The organism is Aequorivita echinoideorum (assembly GCF_018476645.1).
Taxonomy (GTDB): domain Bacteria; phylum Bacteroidota; class Bacteroidia; order Flavobacteriales; family Flavobacteriaceae; genus Aequorivita; species Aequorivita echinoideorum.
Genome location: NZ_JAHCTB010000003.1, coordinates 267,541 through 289,800, shown reverse-complemented (window position 1 = coordinate 289,800; position 22,260 = coordinate 267,541). Strand labels below are relative to the sequence as shown.

General features: G+C 37.6%; 23 protein-coding genes. 7 read left to right on the top strand and 16 right to left on the bottom strand.

Translation table 11 applies throughout. The annotated features are described in order from the left end of the window. Position 1 precedes the first annotated feature (1 nt). The 5 genes from rmuC to KIV10_RS08100 all read right to left on the bottom strand — a co-directional run bounded on the left by rmuC (position 2) and on the right by KIV10_RS08100 (position 5,823). Positions 2–1,321, bottom strand: coding sequence for a DNA recombination protein RmuC (gene rmuC / locus KIV10_RS08120; RefSeq protein WP_214113008.1), 1,320 nt, complete (start codon positions 1,319–1,321; stop codon positions 2–4). A gap of 26 nt (positions 1,322–1,347) precedes the next feature. Continuing rightward, positions 1,348–2,142 carry an ABC transporter ATP-binding protein gene (locus KIV10_RS08115; protein WP_214113007.1) on the bottom strand — a complete coding sequence of 265 codons (795 nt, stop codon included), beginning with the start codon at positions 2,140–2,142 and terminating at the stop codon, positions 1,348–1,350. Between the two features lies 1 nt (position 2,143). Continuing rightward, complete coding sequence (locus KIV10_RS08110; protein ID WP_214113006.1) at positions 2,144–3,175, bottom strand: FecCD family ABC transporter permease; 1,032 nt, start codon at positions 3,173–3,175, stop codon at positions 2,144–2,146. After that, positions 3,175–4,320: an ABC transporter substrate-binding protein gene (locus KIV10_RS08105; protein WP_214113005.1), complete on the bottom strand. Its 1,146-nt coding sequence runs from the start codon at positions 4,318–4,320 to the stop codon at positions 3,175–3,177. Before KIV10_RS08105 ends, KIV10_RS08110 begins: the two co-directional genes overlap by 1 nt. Before the next feature lie 102 nt (positions 4,321–4,422). Next, positions 4,423–5,823 carry a S41 family peptidase gene (locus KIV10_RS08100; RefSeq protein ID WP_214113004.1) on the bottom strand — a complete coding sequence of 467 codons (1,401 nt, stop codon included), beginning with the start codon at positions 5,821–5,823 and terminating at the stop codon, positions 4,423–4,425. Positions 5,824–6,017: 194 nt separating this feature from the next. Here KIV10_RS08100 and KIV10_RS08095 point away from each other — a divergent pair, with 194 nt between their 5' ends. From KIV10_RS08095 to KIV10_RS08080, 4 genes are read left to right on the top strand one after another with little or no spacing between them, the layout of a single operon-like run. Beyond that, the gene (locus KIV10_RS08095; protein WP_214113003.1) at positions 6,018–6,524 is read left to right on the top strand and encodes an RNA polymerase sigma factor; all 507 of its coding nucleotides are present in this window, start codon (positions 6,018–6,020) and stop codon (positions 6,522–6,524) included. Then, positions 6,511–6,948 carry a hypothetical protein gene (locus tag KIV10_RS08090; protein ID WP_214113002.1) on the top strand — a complete coding sequence of 146 codons (438 nt, stop codon included), beginning with the start codon at positions 6,511–6,513 and terminating at the stop codon, positions 6,946–6,948. The genes KIV10_RS08095 and KIV10_RS08090 overlap by 14 nt, the downstream gene beginning before the upstream one ends. An 18-nt stretch (positions 6,949–6,966) precedes the next feature. After that, entirely contained in the window at positions 6,967–7,506 is a 540-nt protein-coding gene (locus KIV10_RS08085) for a DUF4252 domain-containing protein (RefSeq protein ID WP_214113001.1), read from the top strand. Positions 7,507–7,508: 2 nt separating this feature from the next. After that, complete coding sequence (locus tag KIV10_RS08080) at positions 7,509–8,048, top strand: DUF4252 domain-containing protein (protein ID WP_214113000.1); 540 nt, start codon at positions 7,509–7,511, stop codon at positions 8,046–8,048. Between the two features lie 71 nt (positions 8,049–8,119). Here the strand turns inward: KIV10_RS08080 and purB are convergent, their stop codons facing one another. Then, positions 8,120–9,463 (bottom strand): adenylosuccinate lyase, encoded by a 1,344-nt coding sequence (purB, locus tag KIV10_RS08075; RefSeq protein ID WP_214112999.1) that lies wholly within the window; start codon positions 9,461–9,463, stop codon positions 8,120–8,122. 253 nt (positions 9,464–9,716) lie between these two features. After that, positions 9,717–10,739, bottom strand: coding sequence for a helix-turn-helix transcriptional regulator (locus tag KIV10_RS08070; protein ID WP_214112998.1), 1,023 nt, complete (start codon positions 10,737–10,739; stop codon positions 9,717–9,719). A gap of 660 nt (positions 10,740–11,399) precedes the next feature. On the opposite strand from KIV10_RS08070, the gene KIV10_RS08065 reads away from it, so the two are divergent. From KIV10_RS08065 to KIV10_RS08055, 3 genes are read left to right on the top strand one after another with little or no spacing between them, the layout of a single operon-like run. Next, positions 11,400–11,999: a 2Fe-2S iron-sulfur cluster-binding protein gene (locus KIV10_RS08065; protein WP_214112997.1), complete on the top strand. Its 600-nt coding sequence runs from the start codon at positions 11,400–11,402 to the stop codon at positions 11,997–11,999. A 37-nt stretch (positions 12,000–12,036) separates the two neighbouring features. Further along, positions 12,037–13,029 carry an FAD binding domain-containing protein gene (locus tag KIV10_RS08060; protein ID WP_214112996.1) on the top strand — a complete coding sequence of 331 codons (993 nt, stop codon included), beginning with the start codon at positions 12,037–12,039 and terminating at the stop codon, positions 13,027–13,029. A gap of 31 nt (positions 13,030–13,060) precedes the next feature. After that, positions 13,061–15,232 (top strand): xanthine dehydrogenase family protein molybdopterin-binding subunit, encoded by a 2,172-nt coding sequence (locus KIV10_RS08055; RefSeq protein ID WP_214112995.1) that lies wholly within the window; start codon positions 13,061–13,063, stop codon positions 15,230–15,232. A 4-nt stretch (positions 15,233–15,236) separates the two neighbouring features. Here the strand turns inward: KIV10_RS08055 and KIV10_RS08050 are convergent, their stop codons facing one another. The 9 genes from KIV10_RS08050 to moaA are packed head-to-tail and all read right to left on the bottom strand — an operon-like array spanning position 15,237 to position 22,256. Next, positions 15,237–16,415, bottom strand: a complete 1,179-nt coding sequence (locus KIV10_RS08050; protein ID WP_214112994.1) for a molybdopterin molybdotransferase MoeA — start codon at positions 16,413–16,415, stop codon at positions 15,237–15,239. Between the two features lie 14 nt (positions 16,416–16,429). Then, on the bottom strand, positions 16,430–17,305 hold the full coding sequence (locus KIV10_RS08045) for an ABC transporter ATP-binding protein (protein WP_214112993.1): 876 nt from the start codon (positions 17,303–17,305) through the stop codon (positions 16,430–16,432). After that, positions 17,302–17,973: a molybdate ABC transporter permease subunit gene (gene modB / locus KIV10_RS08040; RefSeq protein WP_214112992.1), complete on the bottom strand. Its 672-nt coding sequence runs from the start codon at positions 17,971–17,973 to the stop codon at positions 17,302–17,304. Before modB ends, KIV10_RS08045 begins: the two co-directional genes overlap by 4 nt. Further along, on the bottom strand, positions 17,970–18,368 hold the full coding sequence (locus KIV10_RS08035; RefSeq protein ID WP_214112991.1) for a TOBE domain-containing protein: 399 nt from the start codon (positions 18,366–18,368) through the stop codon (positions 17,970–17,972). The genes modB and KIV10_RS08035 overlap by 4 nt, the downstream gene beginning before the upstream one ends. After that, positions 18,365–19,138 (bottom strand): molybdate ABC transporter substrate-binding protein, encoded by a 774-nt coding sequence (gene modA, locus KIV10_RS08030; protein WP_214112990.1) that lies wholly within the window; start codon positions 19,136–19,138, stop codon positions 18,365–18,367. Before modA ends, KIV10_RS08035 begins: the two co-directional genes overlap by 4 nt. Position 19,139: 1 nt before the next feature. Beyond that, complete coding sequence (locus tag KIV10_RS08025) at positions 19,140–20,228, bottom strand: HesA/MoeB/ThiF family protein (RefSeq protein WP_214112989.1); 1,089 nt, start codon at positions 20,226–20,228, stop codon at positions 19,140–19,142. Next, positions 20,218–20,814 carry an NTP transferase domain-containing protein gene (locus KIV10_RS08020; RefSeq protein WP_214112988.1) on the bottom strand — a complete coding sequence of 199 codons (597 nt, stop codon included), beginning with the start codon at positions 20,812–20,814 and terminating at the stop codon, positions 20,218–20,220. The genes KIV10_RS08025 and KIV10_RS08020 overlap by 11 nt, the downstream gene beginning before the upstream one ends. After that, the gene (moaC, locus tag KIV10_RS08015) at positions 20,804–21,277 is read right to left on the bottom strand and encodes a cyclic pyranopterin monophosphate synthase MoaC (RefSeq protein ID WP_214112987.1); all 474 of its coding nucleotides are present in this window, start codon (positions 21,275–21,277) and stop codon (positions 20,804–20,806) included. The genes KIV10_RS08020 and moaC overlap by 11 nt, the downstream gene beginning before the upstream one ends. Next, on the bottom strand, positions 21,270–22,256 hold the full coding sequence (moaA, locus tag KIV10_RS08010; RefSeq protein WP_214112986.1) for a GTP 3',8-cyclase MoaA: 987 nt from the start codon (positions 22,254–22,256) through the stop codon (positions 21,270–21,272). The genes moaC and moaA overlap by 8 nt, the downstream gene beginning before the upstream one ends. Positions 22,257–22,260: the final 4 nt, after the last annotated feature.

Genomic DNA, 22,260 nt, shown 5'->3' with positions numbered 1-22,260 from the left:
ATTAATCGGTATTATTAGCTCGTTTTAGAAGTTTATCATCTATTCTTTTATTGGTTTTTGCTCCAAGTTTCTTTAATTTTTCCACGCGGGTAATTAAATTTCCTTTGCCCGTGAGTTTTTTCATGGCGCTTTCATAACTCCCTTGCACCGTACCCATTTGTTTCCCCACTTTAATTAAATCTTCTGTAAGATTGGTAAATGAATCATAAAGTGCACCGGCTTGCGTGGCAATTTCAATAGCATTTTGCTGTTGTTTTTCATTGGTCCACATACTATCTACCGTTCGCAATGTTGCGAGCAAGGTTGATGGCGTAACGATTACAATATTTTTCTCGAAGGCCCAATTATAAAGGGATGTATCGTTATTTATTGCCACGGCAAATGCTGTCTCTATAGGCACAAAAAGAAGCACAAAATCTGGACTTTCAATTTTGTAGAGAGTATGATAATTTTTTGAGCTTAATTGTTCGATATGCCTTTTCAGTGAAGAAATGTGCTCCCTCAAATATTGCGAACGCAAATTTTCTTCTTCCTCATTTACGAACTTTTCATAGGCCACCAAGGAAACTTTAGAGTCGATAATCATTTTTTTGTTATCGGGTAGATGCAAAACCACATCGGGTAAAACTCGTTTTCCGCTGTCCGTGATAAAACTATTTTGCACAAAATACTCCCTGTTTTTCTCCAAACCGCTCTTTTCCAGAACACGTTCCAAGACCAGTTCGCCCCAATTTCCTTGAATTTTGCTATCGCCTTTTAAAGCCTTCGTGAGATTGGTGGCTTCTTTGCTCATCTGCTCATTCAATTCCTTCAATCCAATTATTTGTTGCCGAAGCATTGCGTGGCGGTCAATGCTTTCTTTGTGGGTGTCTTCCACACGCTTTTCAAAATTTTGGATTTTCTCGTGAAGCGGATTTAAAATAATCGCCAAATTTTCTTTGTTCTGAAGCGTAAACTTACTCGATTTTTCATCCAAAATTTTGTTGGCAAGATTTTCAAACTTGTCATTAAAATCATTTTCAAAATTTTTGAAGCGCTCTTTTTCCTTTTCAAGTTGCGCGTAGAGTGAATCATATTCTGCGCTTTGTCTGGATAATTGATTGCTTAAAATTTCTTTTTCTTTTCGTATTTCTTCACGTTCCGTAGAAACTTTTTCAAAATTTTCATTCAATTTTTCTTCCTGCAGCTTTGCATTCAAAAGCCGCTCTTCCAGTTTTCCGGTTTCAGATGTATGCTTCAAACGTGAAAAATAATTGCCCACAAAAGCACCGATCAATATGCAGATGGCAGCAAGAAGTAGGAATAAAAAAGTTTCGTTCATTTGAATAACAATTACAGTAAATATAATTATTTCCGAATGGTAAATCTTCCCGATTGGGCGTCAAAATCAATAATTTCTTTTGGAAATAATGAATTAAAATTTCCTGCTTCAATTAACTTTTTAGGTGAGTTGAAATGAACCAATTCCCCTGTCATCACCAACATTTTATCTGAAAGCGCGATGGCCAAATCAATTTCGTGTGTTGAAAAAATTATGGTTTTACCATTTTCCGAAGCTAAGTTTTTCAGCAATTTAAGTACGTAAGCTCTGTGATAAATATCCAAATGCGTAGTGGGCTCATCGAGTATTATTATGGGCGTATTCTGCGCCAGCGCACGGGCAATCGCTACACGCTGCATTTGTCCATCACTGAGTTCAAAACATTTTCTGTGGGAAAGTTCTGCGGTTTCAGTGGCATTTAATGCATAATTTACCGCATCTTTATCTTTTTCTGAAAGAGTGCCAATCCAATTTGTATAGGGTTGTCTTCCCAGTGAGATGAATTCCACGACTGAAAGATTTTTTGAAGCGGGCGCTTCCGTGAGGACAACGCTTAATTGTGTTGCCAATTCAAAAGAAGAATGATTCTGAAGCAGATTTTCATTAATTGTAATAGTTCCGTCCAGCGGCTGTTGCATCCCGGACAGGGTGCGCAAAAGTGTGGATTTTCCAATGCCATTTGCACCTACAAGCGCGACCAATTCGCCTTTTTTTATTTCAAAATTGATATCCTTAGAAATAATAAGTTTCTTCTTTTTATCAGAATATCCCACTGATAAATTTTGTGCTTTTAGAATGATATTTTTTTCTTCAGAAATCATTTTAGAAAAAAAGTTTACGTTTTCGTACCAATAGCCAAATGACCACGGGCGCGCCAATGAGGGAAGTTATGGCGTTAATGGGAAGGGTCAATTCACTGAATGGAAGTTGCGCCACAGTGTCGCAGGCAAGCATTAACAATGCACCGCATAGTAAGACGGCCGGTAATAAAATGAAATGATTTGAAGTTTTATAAAATTGACGAACCAAATGTGGCACGGCCAATCCCACAAAAGCAATGGGTCCCACAAATGCTGTGATACTTCCTGCTAGAATACTGGTTGCCAAAATAATAACAAAGGTGGTTTTCTTAATTTGGAGCCCCATACTTTTGGCGTAATTTTCACCCAAAAGTAGCGCATTCAACGATTTGCTACTGAAAATTGCCAGAAATAAACCCACAAAAAAGCAGAGACATAATATAGAGACTCCGCTCCAGGACTGGTTTCCCAAGCTGCCAAAGGACCAAAAAATATATTGTTGCAATTGTTCCGCATTGCTGAAATAGGATAGCACGGATACTACTGCTGAAGTTACGCTGCCGAACATTAACCCAATTATCAAAATTGCCATAGTATCCTTTATTTTGAAGGTTACTGCCAGCACTGATAAAAGTACCAAAAAACTGCCCAAGGCAGACGCAAGTACCAAGCTCCATTCGCTCAATAATAAACTTCCCAAGAAGCCACCGAATGTGCTCGCCCCTAAAATTAAAATTGCAACGCCCAGACTTGCGCCGCTACTCAAACCCAAAACAAAGGGTCCAGCCAAGGGATTTCTAAAAAGCGTCTGCATCAACAATCCGGAGACGGCGAGACCGCCGCCAGCGAGTATTGCGGTAATGGCTTTGGGCAATCTGTATTCTATTAAAATGTATTGCCACGTTTGTTTGCTCGCGCCACTCCCGAAAAAAGCATTAAAAATCTCATTGATGGGAATGGATACTGATCCGCTACTGATATTTACAAAAAACATGGCGATCAATAGAAAAATCAATAGTACGAAATAACCTTTATACTGGGAGTCGGTCTGCATTAATTCAATTTATCAAAAAAATAAAATTGATGATTTTCAAGTAACGTGGGATGCAGAATTTTAATGATATCCTTCAATACCAAATCTGGCCTGTTTGGCGCCAACTCGTAGTATAAAAGTCCACCGGTTTCGCCTTTTTTAAGGCTGTAGGTATATACATTTCCCTTTTGGAAAGCCAAAAATTGTGGATAAACTGAATTTGAATTTTTCATTTTATCCAAACTTGTAAATTGACCGGGGCCAATCCAATAGTCGGCGGTACTTCCTTTTTCAAGCACAGCTTCCAAATTGAGTGAAATACTTCCGGTTCCTTTTGAATTTTTCCAAAGGTAATTGCCATTGGCATCGGCAATAAATTGCGCACCCCAACTTTCGCCCTGTGGCATATACCAAATATCTTTATACAGCGCGCCACTGATTACCGTGGGCGTTTCTGTACTATTGGCTGCAATTTTTTTCGCGGAAAGATATTCGCTTTCAATTTCTGAAAAAATGCTGTCTGCTTCCCTTTCTTTGTTGAAAAGTATGCCGAAGAATTTGATCCATTCTGCTTTTCCGAGGGGAGAAGTCTCCGTCCAGTCCGAATTATAAATAACCGGGATCCCCATTTTTTGGATGGTATTGAATGTAGAGTTATTCCCGTCCACGGCAAAACCTATCACCGCATCCGGTTCTAAATCAATTAAAATTTCAGTATTTAAAGCTTCGTTTTTTCCGAGCTCCCTAATTTTTCCTTCTGAAATACGTTTTCTGGTTTGCTCTGAAGAAATGTAATCGAGATTTGGAAAACCTTTCAACGTTTTTGTAACCCCGAGCATTTCCAAAGAAGGAATATGCGTTGTTGAGGTCACCACAATTTTTTTGATGGGCAATTGCACAACGGCATCAAAATCTTGATTTGTAGGGCGCGAAGCATTTTCTTCAATTAAAGCATATCTGAAGATTTTATCGGTTCCCGGCCACGGATTTTTCAAGGTAATTACTTCGTATCCATCAAAATATTCAATATCAAAACCTTTGGCGTAACCAATTTTAGTGATCTGCAACTCCTGTTTATTTTCTTCAGAAATTTCCCGTGTGGCCGAAGGATCTTTGCAGGAAAAAAATATAAAAATGGGCAGAAATAAAATTATGATTTTTCGCATTTTCAAAAATAACGGTTTTGGTTTTGGGATGGTGACTTTTCGAAAAAAAACCGCTTCAATTAATGAGGCGGTTTTTAAATTATATAATTTGATATCTAAAAATTATCGAGGCGTATCCACCATAATTTCATAAAGCGGTGATTTGGCATTACTTCCAGAAAATTCCTTTAAATTTTTGAAATTTCTGTTTGCTGGCATCGGTCTTCCCGCAATTTGATTTAAGGCTGCTGCCAAAAGCGGTTCGTTCTCGTCGCCCAATTGCCCAAGATTAAAATAATCCTCACGTTGTTGAATATCTGGGAAAAGGCCATCCACATAATCCGTTGTTCCGGAAGCATTTGCGGTTTTGAAAACCAACGGCAACATAACATAGGTGTGGTTTGGGTTTGCTGCATTTCTATTGAAACCGGGCGCCGGAGCATCGTAAAGTAGGAACGAGGCCTGGAATTTTCCTGTCGTGGTATCGCCCACTTGTACCGCATCAATATATGGTTTTAACCCGTTTATAACCAATTCACTGGCAGATGCTGTTCTGCGCGTGGTTATAAAATAGACGCTGGTAAGGTTTAAACTATTAATTGAATTTCCATTATTTAACGTATTATCAAAAAGTCCGTTTTCCGCATAATCTTCTTGCCTGTCCTCGTTCCAAAATTCTTGATAAAATATTTGACCGTTGAATTGTCCGGTAATCATACTCGCAAGATCCGTGGCGTTTGAAACTGAACCTCCGCTGTTGTAGCGCAAATCAACCACTAAATCTGTAACGCCTTCTGCCTGAAATTGAGAAAATGCCGCATTCAAATCGGTTTCATAACTCTGGGTAAAAGCATTGTACATTAAATAACCAATTTTCTGGCCATTGATGTCCAGCGTTTTAATCCTATAAACTGGATTTTCATTGTATTGGACTTTGGTAAGCTGGACGGATTCTCCAGTCAAATTGAAATCGGTTCCATCATACGTAGCCAAAGCAATCGAATAATTATCTGGAGAAAGCAAATCGTTAAAATTGGATTCAGTCAACTGTTGTCCATCAACTTGCGTAAAAAGGTCGCCACGCTGAAGTCCGGCAGCAGAGGCCGAGGAATTGGGAAGTACATAGCGCACATAGCCGAAAACATTCCCGCTATTGTCTGGATAAAAAACGAGCCCAAATTCCATTCCGTTGCTTAGTGAAATTCCATTCAGGGCATCTTCAATAACACGGTAATCACTATAAAGGTTGCTGAAACGATCCTGTGGCGATCGCAAATATTCAAAAAGTGATTCGGGGGTGTCAAAACTTTCCAAAAAAGCATTTCTATCAGCATCGGTAGCAAAGGCATCATTCGCAAGTTCTGGAGTATCAGCTTTATATAAATAGAAAAAATTGAGACCTCTGTAAATGAAATTTTGAATTTCCAGCGTAGAAGCTGTATTTATATTATCATCCATATCTTCAAAACACGAAACTAAAAGCGTAGAAAAAAGAATAAGGGGAATGAAAAATTTTCTTTTCATAGTATGGGTTTAAAGTGTATTATTAAAACTGGAAAGTATGAAATATTATTGTAGTTGTAAAAATATGTTTTTTGAGCGAATATTCTTTTAAACTATAGGATTTAGGGCGATTAATTATATCCATCAAAATTCAATGTAACAAAAAATTGGCCCATTCGTCATAAAAATAGACTGGCAACCCAAACCAACCAAAAATGACCAAAAACGAATTTATTCAGAATATAGTTCCTTTCAAGGACAAACTATATCGTTTGGCAAAACGGATTTTGGTAAGCCAAGACGAAGCGGAAGATGCGGTGCAGGAAATTTTTCTGAAATTGTGGAAAGGGAAGGAAAACATCAAAAATTATAACAGTGCCGAGGCTTTTGCCGTAACCATGACCAAAAATTATTGTTTGGACCGATTGAAATCAAAACAGGCATCAAATTTGAAAATTGTGCATTCCAACTATCACGCTTCAGAAAATTTGGAGCGCTCGGTGGAAGCAAATAACGGTGTGGAGATGGTTTTCAAAATCATGGAAACGCTACCGGAACAGCAGAAAATCGTCCTTCAATTACGGGATGTGGAACAATTTGAATTTTCAGAAATAGCAAAAATATTAGATAGTAATGAGACCGCAATCCGCGTGGCACTGTCCCGAGCCAGAAAATCAGTACGGGATGCATTGATAAAAAAATATAACTATGGAATCAAATAAAATAGAAAATCTGCTCAATGCCTATTTTGAAGGAAACACGAGCCTTTCGGAAGAAAAAATTTTGAAAGATTATTTCAATAATCATAGGGTAGCCGAGCATCTACTGCAATACAAGCCCATATTTGTAGGGCTGCACGTGGCGGGAATGGAAAAATCCAAACAACAGCTGGATACTTTTGAGATCAAAACATCGGGTATCAAACCTTGGTGGTACTCGGTTGCGGCTTTGCTCATTATAGCTTTTGGCGTTGGCGCATTTTATCTATCACAGCCACAGCTTACGGCAGAGGAAAAAGAGGCATTGGTGGCATTTGAAAAAAGTAAGCAGGCTATGATGCTACTATCTGAAAACCTCAATAAAGGAGCCGGGCAGCTGGACCTTGTGGATGAATTTACAGTTTCAAAAAACAAATTTTTAAAATAAACCTAAACAGAATTAATTATGAAAAAAATAGCGATTATTTTTTGCCTTTTAGTCTCGCCATTATTGGCTTCAGCACAAAATGCTTTCGATTCTTTTGAAAATGAAAAAGATGTGACCGCAGTGGTTGTTACTAAAAATATGTTCAAGCTTTTGAGCAAAATGGATTTAAATTCTACAGACCCGGAAGCAAAGGAATATCTAAAATTGGTGGAAAGCCTTGAAAATATTAAAATCTACACTACCGAAAATCCAGCGCTTTCACAAAAAATGGATGCGGCCGTAAACAAATATATTTCGGCCTCAAAAGACCTTTCTGAACTTATGCGCGTAAAAGATGATGGAAAAAACATAAAATTTTACAGTAAAGAAGGTAAAAGTGAAAATTACGTTAGCGAGCTATTGATGCACCTTGATGGAATAGTGGAAGGGAAGAAAATGACTGTTATTATGAGCATTACCGGAGATATAGATTTGAAAAAAATATCAAAACTGACGCAGGATTTAAAAATTCCTGGAAGTGAAGAGCTTAAAAATATTGACAAGAATAAAAAATCGTGATTATGAAATTTTCAAAATATATAGCAATCGCATTTTTTGCTGCATTTGCATTGGCAGGTTGTAAAAATGAATCACTGCAACAATATTTGGTCGATAAGCAGGACAACGATAAATTTCTGAAAATGGATGTTGCGGCAAGTTTACTGCAGAACAATTCCAGCAATTTTTCAGAAGAGGAAAAGGAAATTTGGAAAACCATCAAAAAAGTGAACGTTGTTGCATACCCAATAAAGGATGGCAATATTTCAGAATATGAAACTGAAAAGGGAAAACTTGAGACTATACTCGATCAGGAACAATACAAGGAGTTGACCCGTATTAAAAGTGCTGAATGGAATGCAACATTGAAATATATGGGTGATGAAGACGCTATTGATGAGGTAATCGTTTTTGCAAGCGATAATGAAAAAGGCTTTGCGGTCTTCAGGCTATTGGGTGAAAATATGAGGCCAGATCAAATGTTGAAGCTTATGAATTCCTTGGAAAATGGAAAGATGGATTTATCCCAATTAAGTGGTTTGGGTGAAATGTTTAAAGGATAATTTTTAGTTGAATTTTGTTTGAAAAAGACTTCAGCCATTCGTTTGGCTGAAGTCTTTTTGTTTTCTGAAAATTAAATTCCCGTATAGCTTGATGGTGAAATTTTGCGCATTTCGGCTTTTACGCTTTCAGGAATTTCTAAAGTTTCAATAAAATTTGCGATGGAAGTTTGGTTAATGCGCTCATTGGTTCGAGTTAAGCCTTTCAAGGCTTCATAAGGATTTGGATACCCTTCGCGTCTTAAGATTGTTTGAAGGGCCTCTGCCACAACTGCCCAATTATTTTCCAAATCCTCGGCAAATTTAGATTCGTTCAATAGCAATTTATTTAAACCTTTCAGCGTGGAATGAAGCGCAATCAACGTATGGCCCACTGGCACACCAATATTTCGTAACACCGTGCTATCCGTAAGATCACGCTGCAAACGGCTAATGGGCAATTTGGCCGAAAGATGTTCAAAAAGTGCATTGGCAATTCCTAAATTTCCCTCGCTGTTTTCAAAATCTATGGGATTTACTTTATGCGGCATCGCGCTAGAACCTACTTCGCCTTTTTTTATTTTTTGTTTGAAATAATCCATGGAAACATACGTCCAGATATCCCGATTGAAGTCAATGAAGATTGTATTTATTCGCTTCAAACAATCAAACAAAGAAGCCATATGGTCGTAATGTTCAATTTGGGTAGTGGGAAATGAATAATGAAGACCTAGTGTATTTTGTACAAAATTTCTACCGAATTCCTTCCAATCAATATCTGGATATGCAACGCTGTGTGCATTGAAATTTCCCGTTGCACCACCAAATTTCGCCGCACTTTTAATATCATTCATTAAATTGAATTGTTCCTCGATACGTACCACAAAAACCTCGATTTCTTTTCCCAAACGTGTGGGAGAAGCTGGCTGGCCGTGTGTTCTCGCGAGCATTGGAACATTGCTCCATTCCGAGGCAAGCGCTTTTAATTTAGCTTTTACTTCAGCGAGTAATGGTACATAAACTTCATTTATGGCATCCTTCAATGAAAGTGGTATGGCAGTATTATTTATATCCTGCGATGTAAGCCCAAAATGTATAAATTCCTTAAAAGATTGAAGATTGAGCGAATCAAATTTTTCTTTTATAAAATACTCGACAGCCTTTACATCGTGGTTCGTAATTTTCTCAGTTTCCTTAATGGCAACCGCATCCTGTACAGAAAATTCCAGATAAAGTTTTCTCAATACCGGAAAAAGATTGTGGTCAAATTTTTCGAGTTGTTTTAAGGGCAATTCTGCAAGCGCTATAAAATATTCAACTTCAACTTGAACTCTATAGCGAATTAGTGCTTCCTCCGAAAAATAGGGGATTAGCGCCTCAGTTTTTGAAGCGTAACGTCCATCAATTGGTGAAATAGCCTGTAAAGCATTGGTGTACATAGCAGAATTTTTTAAAACGGCAAAGATAGGTAACTATACTGAGTTAGACTTTCACACGGAGAGTTTTTAAAAATCAATATCTTGAAATTACTACAAATTACTAATGTTTTGTTAAACAAACGTTTGCGTTAATTATAAGTTGAATAGTGTTAGGCATCGCCATAGCAATAGCCTAATTTAGCATCAAAAGAAAATTGTTTCGAAAAAGAAAAAGAAACCTCCTTAAGTTTGCACTTGGGAGGTTTTTTTGATTTTAGAGGTTTTTGCGATAGTTGTTTCGAAAATCTGATGGCGATATATCATATTTCTCCTTAAATATTTTGGAAAAATAACTTTTGCTTGAGAGGCCAATGGTCGTAACAATTTCTGAAATACTGAATTCCGTACCCATCAGTAGGCTTTTAGCCATATCTAGTCTGACCTTTTGCACGTAATTGTTCACGGTGGTGCCGTAAAGTTTTTTAAAGCCCGTCTGTAATTTATTAATATTCAATCCTGCATCTTTCGCCATCGATTCTACAGTTGGTATCTCCGCAATTTTGTTTTCAATAAGCCCGGCAATGTACCGCACTTGCTTTATTTCTGAAGAACGCAATAACATTCTGCTGCCCTCATCGCGTTGATCATCTTGATATTGAAGAATTTGTTCCGTTAAAATCTGGTTTGCCATTCCTTCCAGAAAAATTTTCCTAATAAAATTTTCGGCAGTAAATTCTTCCATATTCTGCAGTAAATCCGCAATTCCCAAACTGTAATTTCCCTTATGGTAAAAAGCTTCTTTGGCATTAATATCCCTAAACAGTTTTTCTAGCGTTTCATCCAGACTTTGAATATCGCACTCCATTTTTCTTTGGAATTTTTCACGATCAATTTCAAGGCTATTGATTTTTGTTTTGTGATTTGCCTTGAATGAAAGCACATGGCCATTATGTTTACTGCTCGCTACAATTGCATCTTGGAACTGTTCAATCTCGTGCTCGGTATCTTCGTCTTCAAATCTATGGTATAGCACGCCGGCTTCCACATATAAAAATTTGAGGGGATGCACATTATTTATAATAAAATGGATTTCCATATCTTCCTTGAACAAACAATCATAATGCAAAAGCCCTAGACCATCTTCAAAATTAATACCCCGGATTACACCTTCCCCGATGTTTTCTGGAATTTCAAGTATATATTCTCCGCAATTCTCATAAAATTTTGTAGAAAAAATGGTAGCTAAATCTTCAATCACTTCCTTAAGGGGAAGTGAATTTACTTGTATGGATTTCATTGTGGTAGGTTGTTTATAGGTCGCAAAATACTATGAAGTCTTAAAAAATTGTAATGCATATACACACAATAATTAACTTATTTGTCTCAAAAAATTGTGTCGAACATGGGGATCCAAGCTAAAAATGCAACAGTTATGGCTCTTAAAAAATTTGGATAAATATACTATTTTAGGAAGAAATTTAACATCATCGCATGCTTATTTTGAATGCAATCTCCATTTTGAATATTCAAAATTTGAATGTTAATTAAAGTTTACCTTTGGTAGTAATGCTTTTTCTTTCTGCGTATTTCTAATAGAAAAGAGCATAAAAGCATAACTGACAAAATATAGAAAGCAATTTCAACTTCGAAAATGGGTCCGTCCCCCATACCAAGAAAACCTAGTACGGCGGCAATTATTGTAAAAAATAGAAACAAAATTGTCCAGTACATAGGTTTTTGATTTTACCTAAATAGGTTGATTACTAATACTATAAAGATAATATTTTCAAAATTAATCTTTAACGCATAAAGAATTTAATTTAATCTTTTTCCGAATTTTATCTGAAAACCAAAAATGGAAAATTATCAGGGCTGAAAAATTTTAGCAAAACGATAACACATTCGGCAAAAATCTCACGAGTAAGAAACACTACCTTTAAAATTGTAACAAAAAAATATGAAAACATTTTTAAATAAGATCCACGTTTCATTACAGGTCAATAAAGAAACTCACAATCTTACTGTGGATTCCCGAAAAACTTTGCTCGACGCAGTGCGAGAGGATTTAAAATTGACTGGCTCTAAAAAAGGATGTGACCACGGTCAATGCGGAGCTTGCACCGTAATCATTGACGGTAAGCGAAAACTTTCCTGCCTTACGTTAGCAGCTTCTTGTAAAAATAAAGAAATAACTACTATTGAAGGTCTGGCAAACGGAAGTGGATTGCATCCCATTCAAGCTGCGTTCCTTAAACATGACGGCTTCCAGTGTGGTTATTGCACTCCAGGACAAATTTGTTCTTCCGTGGCACTTTTGGAAGAAATAAAGAATGGTGACGCCAGTTACGTAACGGAAAATATCAAGGAAAACCAGTCGAAAGTTGAACTATCTGAGGAAGAGATCCGGGAACGTATGTCGGGTAATATTTGCAGGTGTGGAGCCTATAACAACATTGTTCAGGCCATTAAGGAAGTGAACACTGGAAAGGAAGAAAAACCTAAGTGGGAATTTGCAAGCGCGGCACAGATGCAAAAAGCAAAATCACCACAAAATTGAAGGATTCCAAAATTCGTATTCAACAAATTAAATTACAATGAGACCATTTATATACATACATCCACAGAATGAAAAGGAAGCCTTTACAGCAGCATTAGCGACAGAAAATTCAAAATACTTGGGTGGCGGGACCAATTTGCTGGATTTAATGAAAGAGGATGTGGAACGCCCTTCGCAATTGGTTGAGATAGCCGATTTAAATTTCAATAAAATTTCCGAACATGAATCTGGCGGTTACACCATTGGCGCAATGTTAAGCAATGCAGATACGGCAAACCATCAAAAAATTCGAGAAAATTATCCATTGCTTTCCATGGCGATGTTATCCGCGGCCACGGCACAAATTAGGAATATGGCCACCAATGGCGGAAATCTTTTGCAGCGCACGCGTTGTCCCTATTTTTTTGAAACATCAATGCCGTGCAACAAGCGTGAGCCGGGCACGGGTTGTGGCGCATTAAATGGAATGAACAGTCAACACGCCATCTTTGGCTGGAATGAAAAATGTATCGCAGTGAATCCGTCAGATATGTGTGTGGCTTTAGCTGCGCTTGATGCCAAAGTTCTGGTTCAAAAACCAGAGGGTGATTCACGAACTATAGACTTCAAAAATTTTCATCGTTTGCCGGAAGATAAACCAGAATTGGATAATTCCCTCGAACCAAATGAACTTATAACAGCGATAGAATTGCCCGAACCGATGTTTTCAGACCACTATGATTATCTGAAAATTAGGGAAAGGTCTAGCTATGCATTCGCGCTCATATCGGTCGCGGCTGGACTTCAAATTAAAGATGGAAGTATTGCCAAAGCTGGATTGGCTATGGGCGGTGTTGCCCACAAACCTTGGAAACTTACTGCTTCGGAAGAATTTTTAACAGGAAAAAAACCGACTTCAGAAAATTTTAAAAAAGCCGCGGAATTGGCAATGAAGGACGCTCGCCCACTTTCGGATAATTCTTATAAAATCGAAATAGGTATAAAAGCAATCGAAAGGGCTCTCACACAAGCTTTTGAAAGAAAGGCATAAAAATTCAACACTATCAAAGCCAAATTTAACTATGGAAACAAAAACGTCAATGGGAATAGGAAATGCAATTGATAGGGTAGAAGGCCATTTAAAGGTAACCGGAAAGGCAAAATATTCATCTGAATTTCAAATAGAAAATAAAGTATACGCCCAAGCAATTACCAGTACTATTGCTAAGGGTGAAATAATTTCTGTAGATACTTCCGAAGCGGAAAAACAAAAAGGTGTTTTGGCAATTATCACTTATAAAAATGCTGAAAAATTAAAAACTTCTGATAAAAAATTACCGGTGCTGGACGTAGATAGCATTCAGCCTGTTCTTCAAAGTCCAAATATTCATTACTACGGCGAATACATTGGGTTAGTCGTTGCAGAAACTTTTGAACAGGCCCAATATGCAGCACGCTTGGTAAAATTTGAATATAAAAAGGAAACTCCAAAAATAAATTTTAAGAATCACAGGGAAGATGCATATCGCCCCAAAGAAGAATCTGACTATTCCCGTGGTAATGTAGAGGAAGGTTTGGCCGAGGCTGATGTGAAATTGGAAATGACTTACAATACCCCCATCGAGCACCATCACCCAATGGAACTTCACGCCATTATCGCCACTTGGGAAAATGGAAAAGTGAAAGCCTACGCAAGCCAGCAAATGATAGATAATGCGGCAAAAACCATTGCAAAGACTTTTCAGATTTCAAAAGAAAATGTTCGGGTTATTTCTCCGTACGTTGGCGGTGGTTTTGGTTCAAAGCTTGCTGCAAAGCAACATGTAATTTTGGCAATTATGGCTGCTAAAAAAGTTGGGCGCCCCATACAGTTGACTGTGACTCGCAATCAAATGTTTACCAATACCAATCTTAGGCAATACAATGAGCAAAAAATGCGGATTGGCGCAAAGAAGAACGGAACCTTGACCGCACTCTCACACGAAACGCTTTCACATACTTCAACCTATGAGGAATTTCAGGAATCGTGCGGCGCGGTGACCAAAATGCTTTATAAAGTTCCCAATAATCTGGTGACCCATCGTCTTGTGCCAACCAATCTGCAAACGCCCTTTGCTATGCGTGCTCCCGGAGAGGCTACCGGAAGTTTTGCATTGGAATGTGCCATGGATGAGCTAGCTTGGAAATTGAAAATGGACCCAATTGATTTCAGAATAAAAAATGATACCCAAACAGATTTAAGCAATGATAAGCCGTTTTCTTCGCGTCTTCTCAAGGAATGTTTACGGATTGGTGCTGAAAAATTCGGTTGGAAGGAAAGAAATATGGAGCCGGCTACCAAGACAAATGGAAACTGGTTGATTGGCTACGGGGTTAGCGGTGCATCCCGTGGTGCGCCATATCAAAAAACATCGTCAAAAGTTATCTTGGAACGTAAAAACCAAACGGTGTATGCCACAATTCAAATGGATGCTACGGATATTGGGACTGGTAGCTACACAATTATTGCACAAACCGCTTCGGAATATTTAAAAATTCCCGTGGAGCAAATAAATGTGGAACTTGGCGATTCCCTTTTTCCGGTCACTCCGGGTTCAGGTGGAAGTTGGGGCGCTGCGTCCTTTGCAAATGGCGCCCGTATGGCTTGCTTGAATGCTATAAAGGAATTGAAAAAGAAGCTGAATGTAGGTGAGAATGAAGAAATTTCAGTAGAAAAGTTATTGACTGATAACAAATTGGATAAATTCGAAGCTGAAGGAACCGCCGAGCCATCCGAAGAATTTGAAAAACATTCGGTGTATTCGTTCGGTGCAAATTTTTGTGAGGTTTGGGTAGATAAGGACACCGGAATGTACCGTATAAAAAAAATGGTAAACGTGGGTGCCTGCGGAAAAATTTTGAACCCAAAAACTTCGTTCGGGCAAATTATCGGCGGACTTACTATGGGCGCAGGGATGGCGCTTGCAGAGCAAACTCGAGTTGAGCCTAATTTCGGAAATTTCATAACCCGCTCTTTTGCAGATTATCACGTTCCCGTTAATTTGGATATGGCAAATATCGAAGTCATTTTTCTCCCGGAAGAAGATAAAATTGCAAACGCGATGGGAGTAAAAGGTGTGGGGGAATTGGGCATCACCAGTGTTGCGGCATCAATAGCAAATGCTATTTTCAATGCTACCGGTAAGCGTATGCGCGATTTGCCCATCACCCCAGAAAAATTGATTATGGCAAAAAAAGAGATTGGCGTAGCCTAAATCTTTAAAATTTGATAAAATCTACGGATTCATTTTTTATTGAAGTTTTCGGCGGAATTATCACAACGCCAGCTGCTTTTGTGAGGCTGATTAAATCTCCGGAGCCATTCCCTTCAATCAATTTGGCCGTTAATTTTTCATTTTCTGAAATAATTTCAGCTAAAAGAAACCGCGTCAATGTTGACGTGTTTTCAAATTCCGAAAGAAAAACCTGTTCATTTTTTGCCTCAATTTGAAGACTTTTCCGAAGCCAATTTTTAAAGTAGATATGAAAATTAACAAAGGTTGAAACAGGATTGCCAGGAAATGAAAAAACAATCGTTTTTTCTTCTTCCTGTTTCCCAAACCACAAGGGTTTTCCAGGTTGTTGCAAAACACGATGGAATATTTTTTCAACTTTCAATTCTTCAAAAATGCCGGGCAGAAAATCAAATTTTCCTTTTGAAACTCCGCCGCTCAATAATAGAATGTCATATTCTTTCACTAAGTTTTCCAAAAAATCTTTCATTTCAGTCTTTTCATCTTTTAAATGAAAAAGATTTGGAATAATATTTTCTTCGGCTAAAGCTGCATAAAGGCTATAATTGTTCGAGGATCTAATTTGATGCGGAAGCGGTGTTCTATCAATTGAAATTAACTCATCCCCTGTGGAAATAACCGCAATTTTAGGAAGTTTTTTAACTAGTATTTCTGTTTTGCCCACAGTCGCCAAAACGCCAATTTCCCGAGCCGTAATTTTTCTATTTTTTTTCAGAATTACTTCACCTGCTTTTCTATCGCTTCCTTTTTTATGAACGTTTTGCCCTTTGCTGAAGGATTTTTTTAAAGTCGCTCCACCGTTTTCAATTGAAATATCTTCATACATAATAACGGTGTCCGTATTTTTCGGAAGCATTGCGCCGGTCATAATTTCCACGCAGTTATTCTTATTTTTTAGAATTCCTTCTTGGCTGCCAGCAGCAAAAATTGCTTCAATATTTATAGTTTTTTTTTTTGAAATAAGGATATCAGAATTGAGCGCAATGCCATCTTTTGTCACACGATCAAAAGGAGGGAAATCACGATCTGCCGTAATATTTTCATCTAAAACTCTGCCGACACTTTCAAGCAAAGGAATTTTTTCAACGCCAAAATCAGTTGCGGTTTTTAGTACATTTTCTAATGCTTCGGAATATGAAATCACATCGTTATTTTTAATTATTCGATTTTTGTTACAACGGGGTTAAACGCTTTTGAAGCCACCACAACCTTATCCCCGGCAGAGATATTCAAAATTTCGTCAGTAGAACATACCGTTTTTATTACGTTATTTCCTATTAAAATATGTAAAATTGAAACCAAACTTTCTCGATCTATCGCCAAAACTTCTCCGGTAAACTGAAATTTGCCGCTTAATTTCTTGGAACTGAAAACCTCTAGCGGAGTGCCTATTTTGGTGATTTTTCCTTGTTCCAAAACCAAGACTCTGTTGGCCATTTTAATGATTTCGCCTGGATCGTGGCTGACCAAAATTGTGGTTAAATTGTATTTTTTATGGACTTGCAAAATATAGTCCTGTAATCTATTTCGCAATTTGTGATCAAGTGCAGAAAGTGGCTCGTCAAGAAATAAAATTTCAGGTTTGCGAACCAAAGCACGCGCCAAAGCAACGCGTTGTTGCTGACCTCCAGAAAGATTTTGGGGTCTCTGTCCTCTTAAATTCTCAAGTTCCATTAAGTTTAAAAGCTCTTCCACAAAATCTCTATTTTGATTTTTACCAAGCGCAAAATTCAAATTTTCCTCAACCGTCATGTTTGGAAAAAGCGCATAATCTTGAAAAACGATACCAATATTTCGCTTTTGCGGAGAAAGATTAATTTTTTTGGAAGCGTGAAACCACGTACTTCCATTAACTTCAATTGTCCCATTTTCAGGTAAAAGCAAACCCGCAATCATTCTCAAAATGGAAGTTTTTCCGGCACCGGAATTTCCATAAATAACAACAAAATCACCTTGTTCCAAATCCATTGAAACATCCAAAAGCATTTTGCCTTCAGCAGAATTCAGTGTTTTTTGGAGGGTCGCTTTTATCATTTCCAAAAACTTTTAAACGTGTTGTTATTCAGCAAATAAACTCCAAGCAAAATAGCAAAACTAATTACAAATAAAATAAGGGAAAGTTGGTTGGCAGCAGCGTAGTTAAGCGATTCCACTTCATCGTAAATGGCAATGGACGCCACCCGGGTTTCACTGGGAATGTTGCCGCCAATCATCAAAACCACACCAAATTCACCAATGGTATGCGCAAATGAAAGCACGATTCCTGTGAGGAGCGCCGGTTTTATATTGGGAAGCAAAACCTTAAAAAATGTAATGGTTTTTGATTTTCCCAAACTGTAAGAGGCTTCCTTTAAGTGAATGGGAAGACCAGAAAATCCAGCCTGAATGGGATGAATCATAAATGGGAGACTGTAAATTATAGAGGCAAAAACCAGACCTTCAAAAGAAAAAACCATATTAAGGCCTAATAAATTTTGAAGAAAACTACCCAGGAAACTAGATTGCCCGAAAGCCACGAGCAAATAAAAACCTAAAACGGTTGGAGGCAAAATTAATGGCATGCTAATCAACGCTTCCCAAATAGGTTTGCTTCGTGTTTTCGTGCGCGATAGCCAATAAGCAAGCGGTGTTCCCAACAAAAAAAGCAAAATTGTTGTTACAAATGCTAGTTTAAAAGTCAACCATAAAGATTCCCAAATCATTCGGATAACATAATTTCATTGGCTTTTACGAAGATAGCAACTTCTTGTCCTTCATAAAACGGAAGAGTTGCAAGCTGGGAAGTGGAAATTAAGCATTTCACCGTTCCAACCGCAGTTTTTAAAATAATTTCGGAAAGAATTTCACTTTTTTTTATTTCTGAAATTGTTCCATGAAATCTATTTTGGATGCTTACGTTGACTGCGGAATTTTCGGCTAGAATAACTTCAGTTTCTTTGAACAACAATGTCATTCGAGAGCCAATTTTCAAATAAGGCGCGGTCTCTGGCGTTTCAACTAAAAGAACCGTAAATTTTATTTCACCGGAAGTCAATTGGACTTCCGAGAGATTTCCAGCAGTATTTATGGCTGTTATTTCTGCGGGAATTCTATTCATTTTGTTGAATATCCATAACGTTCCAAAATAAGCTTCGCTTCATCAGAAAATAGAAAATCATAGAATTTTTTCGCATTTTCTTCATTGCTTTTATTTTTCAGCAAAAGCGCGCCCTGCTCAATTTTGCCATAATTTTCTTGGGCAATTTCAATCCATTTTCCCTCGTTTTTCATTTGTGGCGAAAGAACAACAGATTTTGCGGTGAATCCAACTTCTGCGGAGCGGGAGTGGATATAACGATTTACCACGGAAATGCTTTCGCCGTAAACAAATTTTGGCCGCAAGCTATCATAAATTCCTGATTTTCGTAGATATTCCTCAGTTGCGCGACCGTATGGCGCCGTCTGTGGATTCGCGATTGCTATATGTTTCACATTCGGGTCGAGCAAATTTTCCAGTGTAAGATTAATTGAATTATTTAGTGTCCACAAAACCAGATTTCCGTAAGCATAAATTTTTGGTTTTTCGTCTGCGAAGCCTTTGTTGAAAAGCGTATTCGGATATTTCATATCTGCCGAAACGAATATATGAAATGGTGCACCTGCCTCGATTTGTGCGGTAAGTTTTCCGGAAGAGCTTGTCAAAATTTCACTTTCAATCCCAGTATTTTCCTTGAATTTTTCCGCAAGATCATTCATTGCAAATTGCATATTCGCAGCAGTTGCAATTCTAATTTTATCTACTCTTTTTTCAGCGCAACTACTAAAAAGAAAAGCAATTAGGAAGAAAAAATAAATTCCAGTTTTATATGAAAGGGTGTGGTTTTTCATATCATATTTTAATCGAAATTTCGTTCAATGCGTTCATTCCACCTTCAATATTGATCAAATTTTCTGGGGAAGAATTGTTTTTCAATAGTGAAATGGCCTTTTTACTGCGAACTCCCGATTGGCACACAAAATACGTTTTCTGCTGAAGATTTATCTCAGATATTCTTCGTTCCAAATCAGTCAACGGAATATGTATCCAGTTTTTTGGAAATAATTTTTTCTGTTTTTGAAAATCTATTTCATCTGCATTTCTAACGTCAATCACTTGAAAATCATCAAAATTCTGAAGTTTCAAAAAATTTGTTGCTGAAATTGAATTTATCTGTGAAGATTCATTGAAACCATAATTACTTTGAAGTTCGGAAATCTGTAAATTTTCTGGTTTCAGCTTAAAATTTATGCTTTGTTGTTTTTGGGTTAATCCATCAAAAAGCAATAATTTTCCTGAAAGTATTTCACCTAATTCAGTAATTATTTTCACAACTTCCAATGCTTGCAGACAACCAATAATTCCTGGAATAACGCCTAAAACTCCATTAACGTTACAGTCCGGGATCTCTTCCGCAGATGGCATCTTTGGAAATAAGCATCTATATGTGGGACCATTTTTATAATTAAACACGCTCACTTGACCTTCAAATGCTTGAAGAGCCCCATAAACAAAAGGTTTATTCGAAATTACACAAGCGTCATTGATTAAATAGCGTGTGGGAAAATTGTCAGAAGCATCAACAATTATATCAAATTTTTCAATAATGTTAAGTGCATTTTCTGTTTGCAATTTTTCTTTGAAAATGATAAAATTTGTCTCACTATTTTGGGCTTTCAATTTTTTTGAAGCAACTTCAGCTTTACTTTTTCCAAGATCATTTTCAGAATATAAAACTTGGCGTTGTAGGTTCGCCAAATGGATAAAATCGTTATCAATTACGCCCAAAGTGCCCACTCCCATTGCGTTGAGGTATTGAAGAACCGGAACTCCCAGACCGCCCACACCAACGACCAAAACTTTTGCGAGCGACAATTTTTTCTGGCTCACACTACCAAATTCCTTCAGAGAAGTTTGGCGTATGTAGCGTTTAGGGTTCAATAATTTGTAGTTTTTTTAAAGCTAATTGATATTCTTCCGGTTTGTTTGCATTGATTAAAACATCATCATTTTCAGGAAAAATCAATTCAATATCTGAATTTATGAGAAATTTTCTTGGGCAGCTACTTTGATGTTCCTCAAAAAATGACGCCGCTTTTGAAAAAGCTGAAGGTTCCCAAATGGCGCACAGCGGTTCCGGTAAACCTGATTGTTTTGTGGCAAACGCTGTTGCGATTTTGTTTTTATTGCGTGATTTTATCAATTGCTGGAGCGCAGTTTCATTGAACAATGGTAAATCTGTTGCGACCACCAACCACGCTACTTTTGGATATTTTTTGTGTGCGCTGAAGAGACCATTGAACGGCCCACGAAATGCATCGGTATCTGTGATTGTTTTAAAATTATGATTCAAATTTTCTGTTTGGTTCGGTCTCACGCTCAAAAAAACTTCATCACAAAATTTTTCCAATAACTGATATAAAAATTCGCGGTGTGGTTTGCCATGATATTCAATTTCTCCTTTGTCCGCACCCATTCGCGTACTTCTTCCCCCAGCGAGTACCAATCCGTAGCATTCAGTTTTCATAATCGCTTTTTCCTCCCGTTTTTTTCCGTAGCCTTATTTCTGAAATTTCAATATCGCGGCTTAGCGCTTTTACCATATCATAAATGGTGAGTGCAGCAACGGAAACGCCTGTAAGTGCTTCCATTTCTACCCCCGTGCGCTCGTTGCATTTTACCGTACATTCAATTTCAAGTCTATTTTCTGCGGATGAAATGTTGATATCTATTTTTGAAAGCCGAAGCGGATGGCATAACGGAATTAAATCTGAAGTTTTTTTTACGGCTTGAATGCCCGCAATCACAGCAGTTTGTGTGATGCTTCCTTTTTTGCTCAAAAAATTTGAGGCGGACAGTTGCTGAAAAATTTCAGGAGGAAATAAAACTTTCCCTGTAGCAACTGCCATTCGCTCCGTGGTTTCTTTTCCGGAAACGTCCACCATTTCTGCATTTCCTTCTTTATTTATATGTGAAAGTTTTTTATCCACCGATGCTCGTCATTGAATTTTCGTAAATATTCTTGTTTCTTTTTTCGGCTTCAAAACCGTTCTTTGCACGGTGTTTTATGGCGTCGAGAATTTCTTCCTTTATTTTTTCTTCTGAAGATTCACCGCGCAAAATATCCCGTAAATTTTTGCTGGCGTTGGCATATAGGCAGGTAATCACATCACCGGTTGCGGTAATGCGAAGTCGATTGCAACTTCCGCAGAAATTGCGTGTAAATGAGGGAATAATGCCGAATGTACCCGCAAAATCTTCTATTTGGTAATTAATGGAAGTTGAGGTTTTTTCTGAAGAAATTTTTGAAATACTGGGATAGTGTGAAGCTATATGTTCAAAAATTTTTCTGTGGTTCCAAGTTATTTCGTTAAATTTTTTGCTACCTCCATTAAATGGCATTTCTTCCAAAAATCGAACGGATACCGGATAATGTTTGGTCAAATTCTCTAAAATGGGAATTATATCGTCCGTATTTTGGCCGTCCAAAGCGATAAAATTCACCTTCACATTAAAACCTTCCTGAATGAGTTTTATTAGATTTCCATAAACTGTTTCAAATTGGCTTCTGCGGGTAATTCTATTGAAAGTTTCGGGATTTATGGCATCCAAACTTACATTGATGTTTTTGATTCCCAGTTCTTTTAATTCTAAAATGTGGTTGCCAATGAGCGTAGCATTGGTCGTCATGCTGATATCCTCCAATTGCGGAATGGCAGAGAGTTTTCGTAATAAAATCATTAAATCCTTTCGCATAAAAGGTTCACCACCGGTAATTCGTATTTTGCGAATTCCTTGATCCACAAGTACTTTGCTGAGCCTATAAAGTTCATCAATAGATAGCAAGCGATCACTTTTCACGAAATTGATACCATTTTCTGGCATGCAATAGTTACAGCGCAAATTGCAACGGTCTGTTACTGCAAGCCGTAAGTAATCAATGGTTCTATTGTGGTTGTCTATAAGCATTAAA

What these genes read in the sequence shown, in the direction of transcription:
- KIV10_RS08035 (WP_214112991.1), bottom strand. Translation starts at nt 18,368, where the DNA reads ATGAATAGAATTCCCGCAGAAATAACAGCCATAAATACTGCTGGAAAT.
- modA (WP_214112990.1), bottom strand. Translation starts at nt 19,138, where the DNA reads ATGAAAAACCACACCCTTTCATATAAAACTGGAATTTATTTTTTCTTC.
- KIV10_RS08115 (WP_214113007.1), bottom strand. Translation starts at nt 2,142, where the DNA reads ATGATTTCTGAAGAAAAAAATATCATTCTAAAAGCACAAAATTTATCA.
- KIV10_RS08080 (WP_214113000.1), top strand. Translation starts at nt 7,509, where the DNA reads ATGAAATTTTCAAAATATATAGCAATCGCATTTTTTGCTGCATTTGCA.
- KIV10_RS08060 (WP_214112996.1), top strand. Translation starts at nt 12,037, where the DNA reads ATGAGACCATTTATATACATACATCCACAGAATGAAAAGGAAGCCTTT.
- modB (WP_214112992.1), bottom strand. Translation starts at nt 17,973, where the DNA reads ATGATTTGGGAATCTTTATGGTTGACTTTTAAACTAGCATTTGTAACA.
- moaA (WP_214112986.1), bottom strand. Translation starts at nt 22,256, where the DNA reads ATGCTTATAGACAACCACAATAGAACCATTGATTACTTACGGCTTGCA.
- KIV10_RS08105 (WP_214113005.1), bottom strand. Translation starts at nt 4,320, where the DNA reads ATGCGAAAAATCATAATTTTATTTCTGCCCATTTTTATATTTTTTTCC.
- KIV10_RS08055 (WP_214112995.1), top strand. Translation starts at nt 13,061, where the DNA reads ATGGAAACAAAAACGTCAATGGGAATAGGAAATGCAATTGATAGGGTA.
- KIV10_RS08100 (WP_214113004.1), bottom strand. Translation starts at nt 5,823, where the DNA reads ATGAAAAGAAAATTTTTCATTCCCCTTATTCTTTTTTCTACGCTTTTA.
- KIV10_RS08020 (WP_214112988.1), bottom strand. Translation starts at nt 20,814, where the DNA reads ATGAAAACTGAATGCTACGGATTGGTACTCGCTGGGGGAAGAAGTACG.
- KIV10_RS08085 (WP_214113001.1), top strand. Translation starts at nt 6,967, where the DNA reads ATGAAAAAAATAGCGATTATTTTTTGCCTTTTAGTCTCGCCATTATTG.
- rmuC (WP_214113008.1), bottom strand. Translation starts at nt 1,321, where the DNA reads ATGAACGAAACTTTTTTATTCCTACTTCTTGCTGCCATCTGCATATTG.
- KIV10_RS08110 (WP_214113006.1), bottom strand. Translation starts at nt 3,175, where the DNA reads ATGCAGACCGACTCCCAGTATAAAGGTTATTTCGTACTATTGATTTTT.
- KIV10_RS08095 (WP_214113003.1), top strand. Translation starts at nt 6,018, where the DNA reads ATGACCAAAAACGAATTTATTCAGAATATAGTTCCTTTCAAGGACAAA.
- purB (WP_214112999.1), bottom strand. Translation starts at nt 9,463, where the DNA reads ATGTACACCAATGCTTTACAGGCTATTTCACCAATTGATGGACGTTAC.
- KIV10_RS08065 (WP_214112997.1), top strand. Translation starts at nt 11,400, where the DNA reads ATGAAAACATTTTTAAATAAGATCCACGTTTCATTACAGGTCAATAAA.
- KIV10_RS08070 (WP_214112998.1), bottom strand. Translation starts at nt 10,739, where the DNA reads ATGAAATCCATACAAGTAAATTCACTTCCCCTTAAGGAAGTGATTGAA.
- KIV10_RS08045 (WP_214112993.1), bottom strand. Translation starts at nt 17,305, where the DNA reads ATGATAAAAGCGACCCTCCAAAAAACACTGAATTCTGCTGAAGGCAAA.
- KIV10_RS08090 (WP_214113002.1), top strand. Translation starts at nt 6,511, where the DNA reads ATGGAATCAAATAAAATAGAAAATCTGCTCAATGCCTATTTTGAAGGA.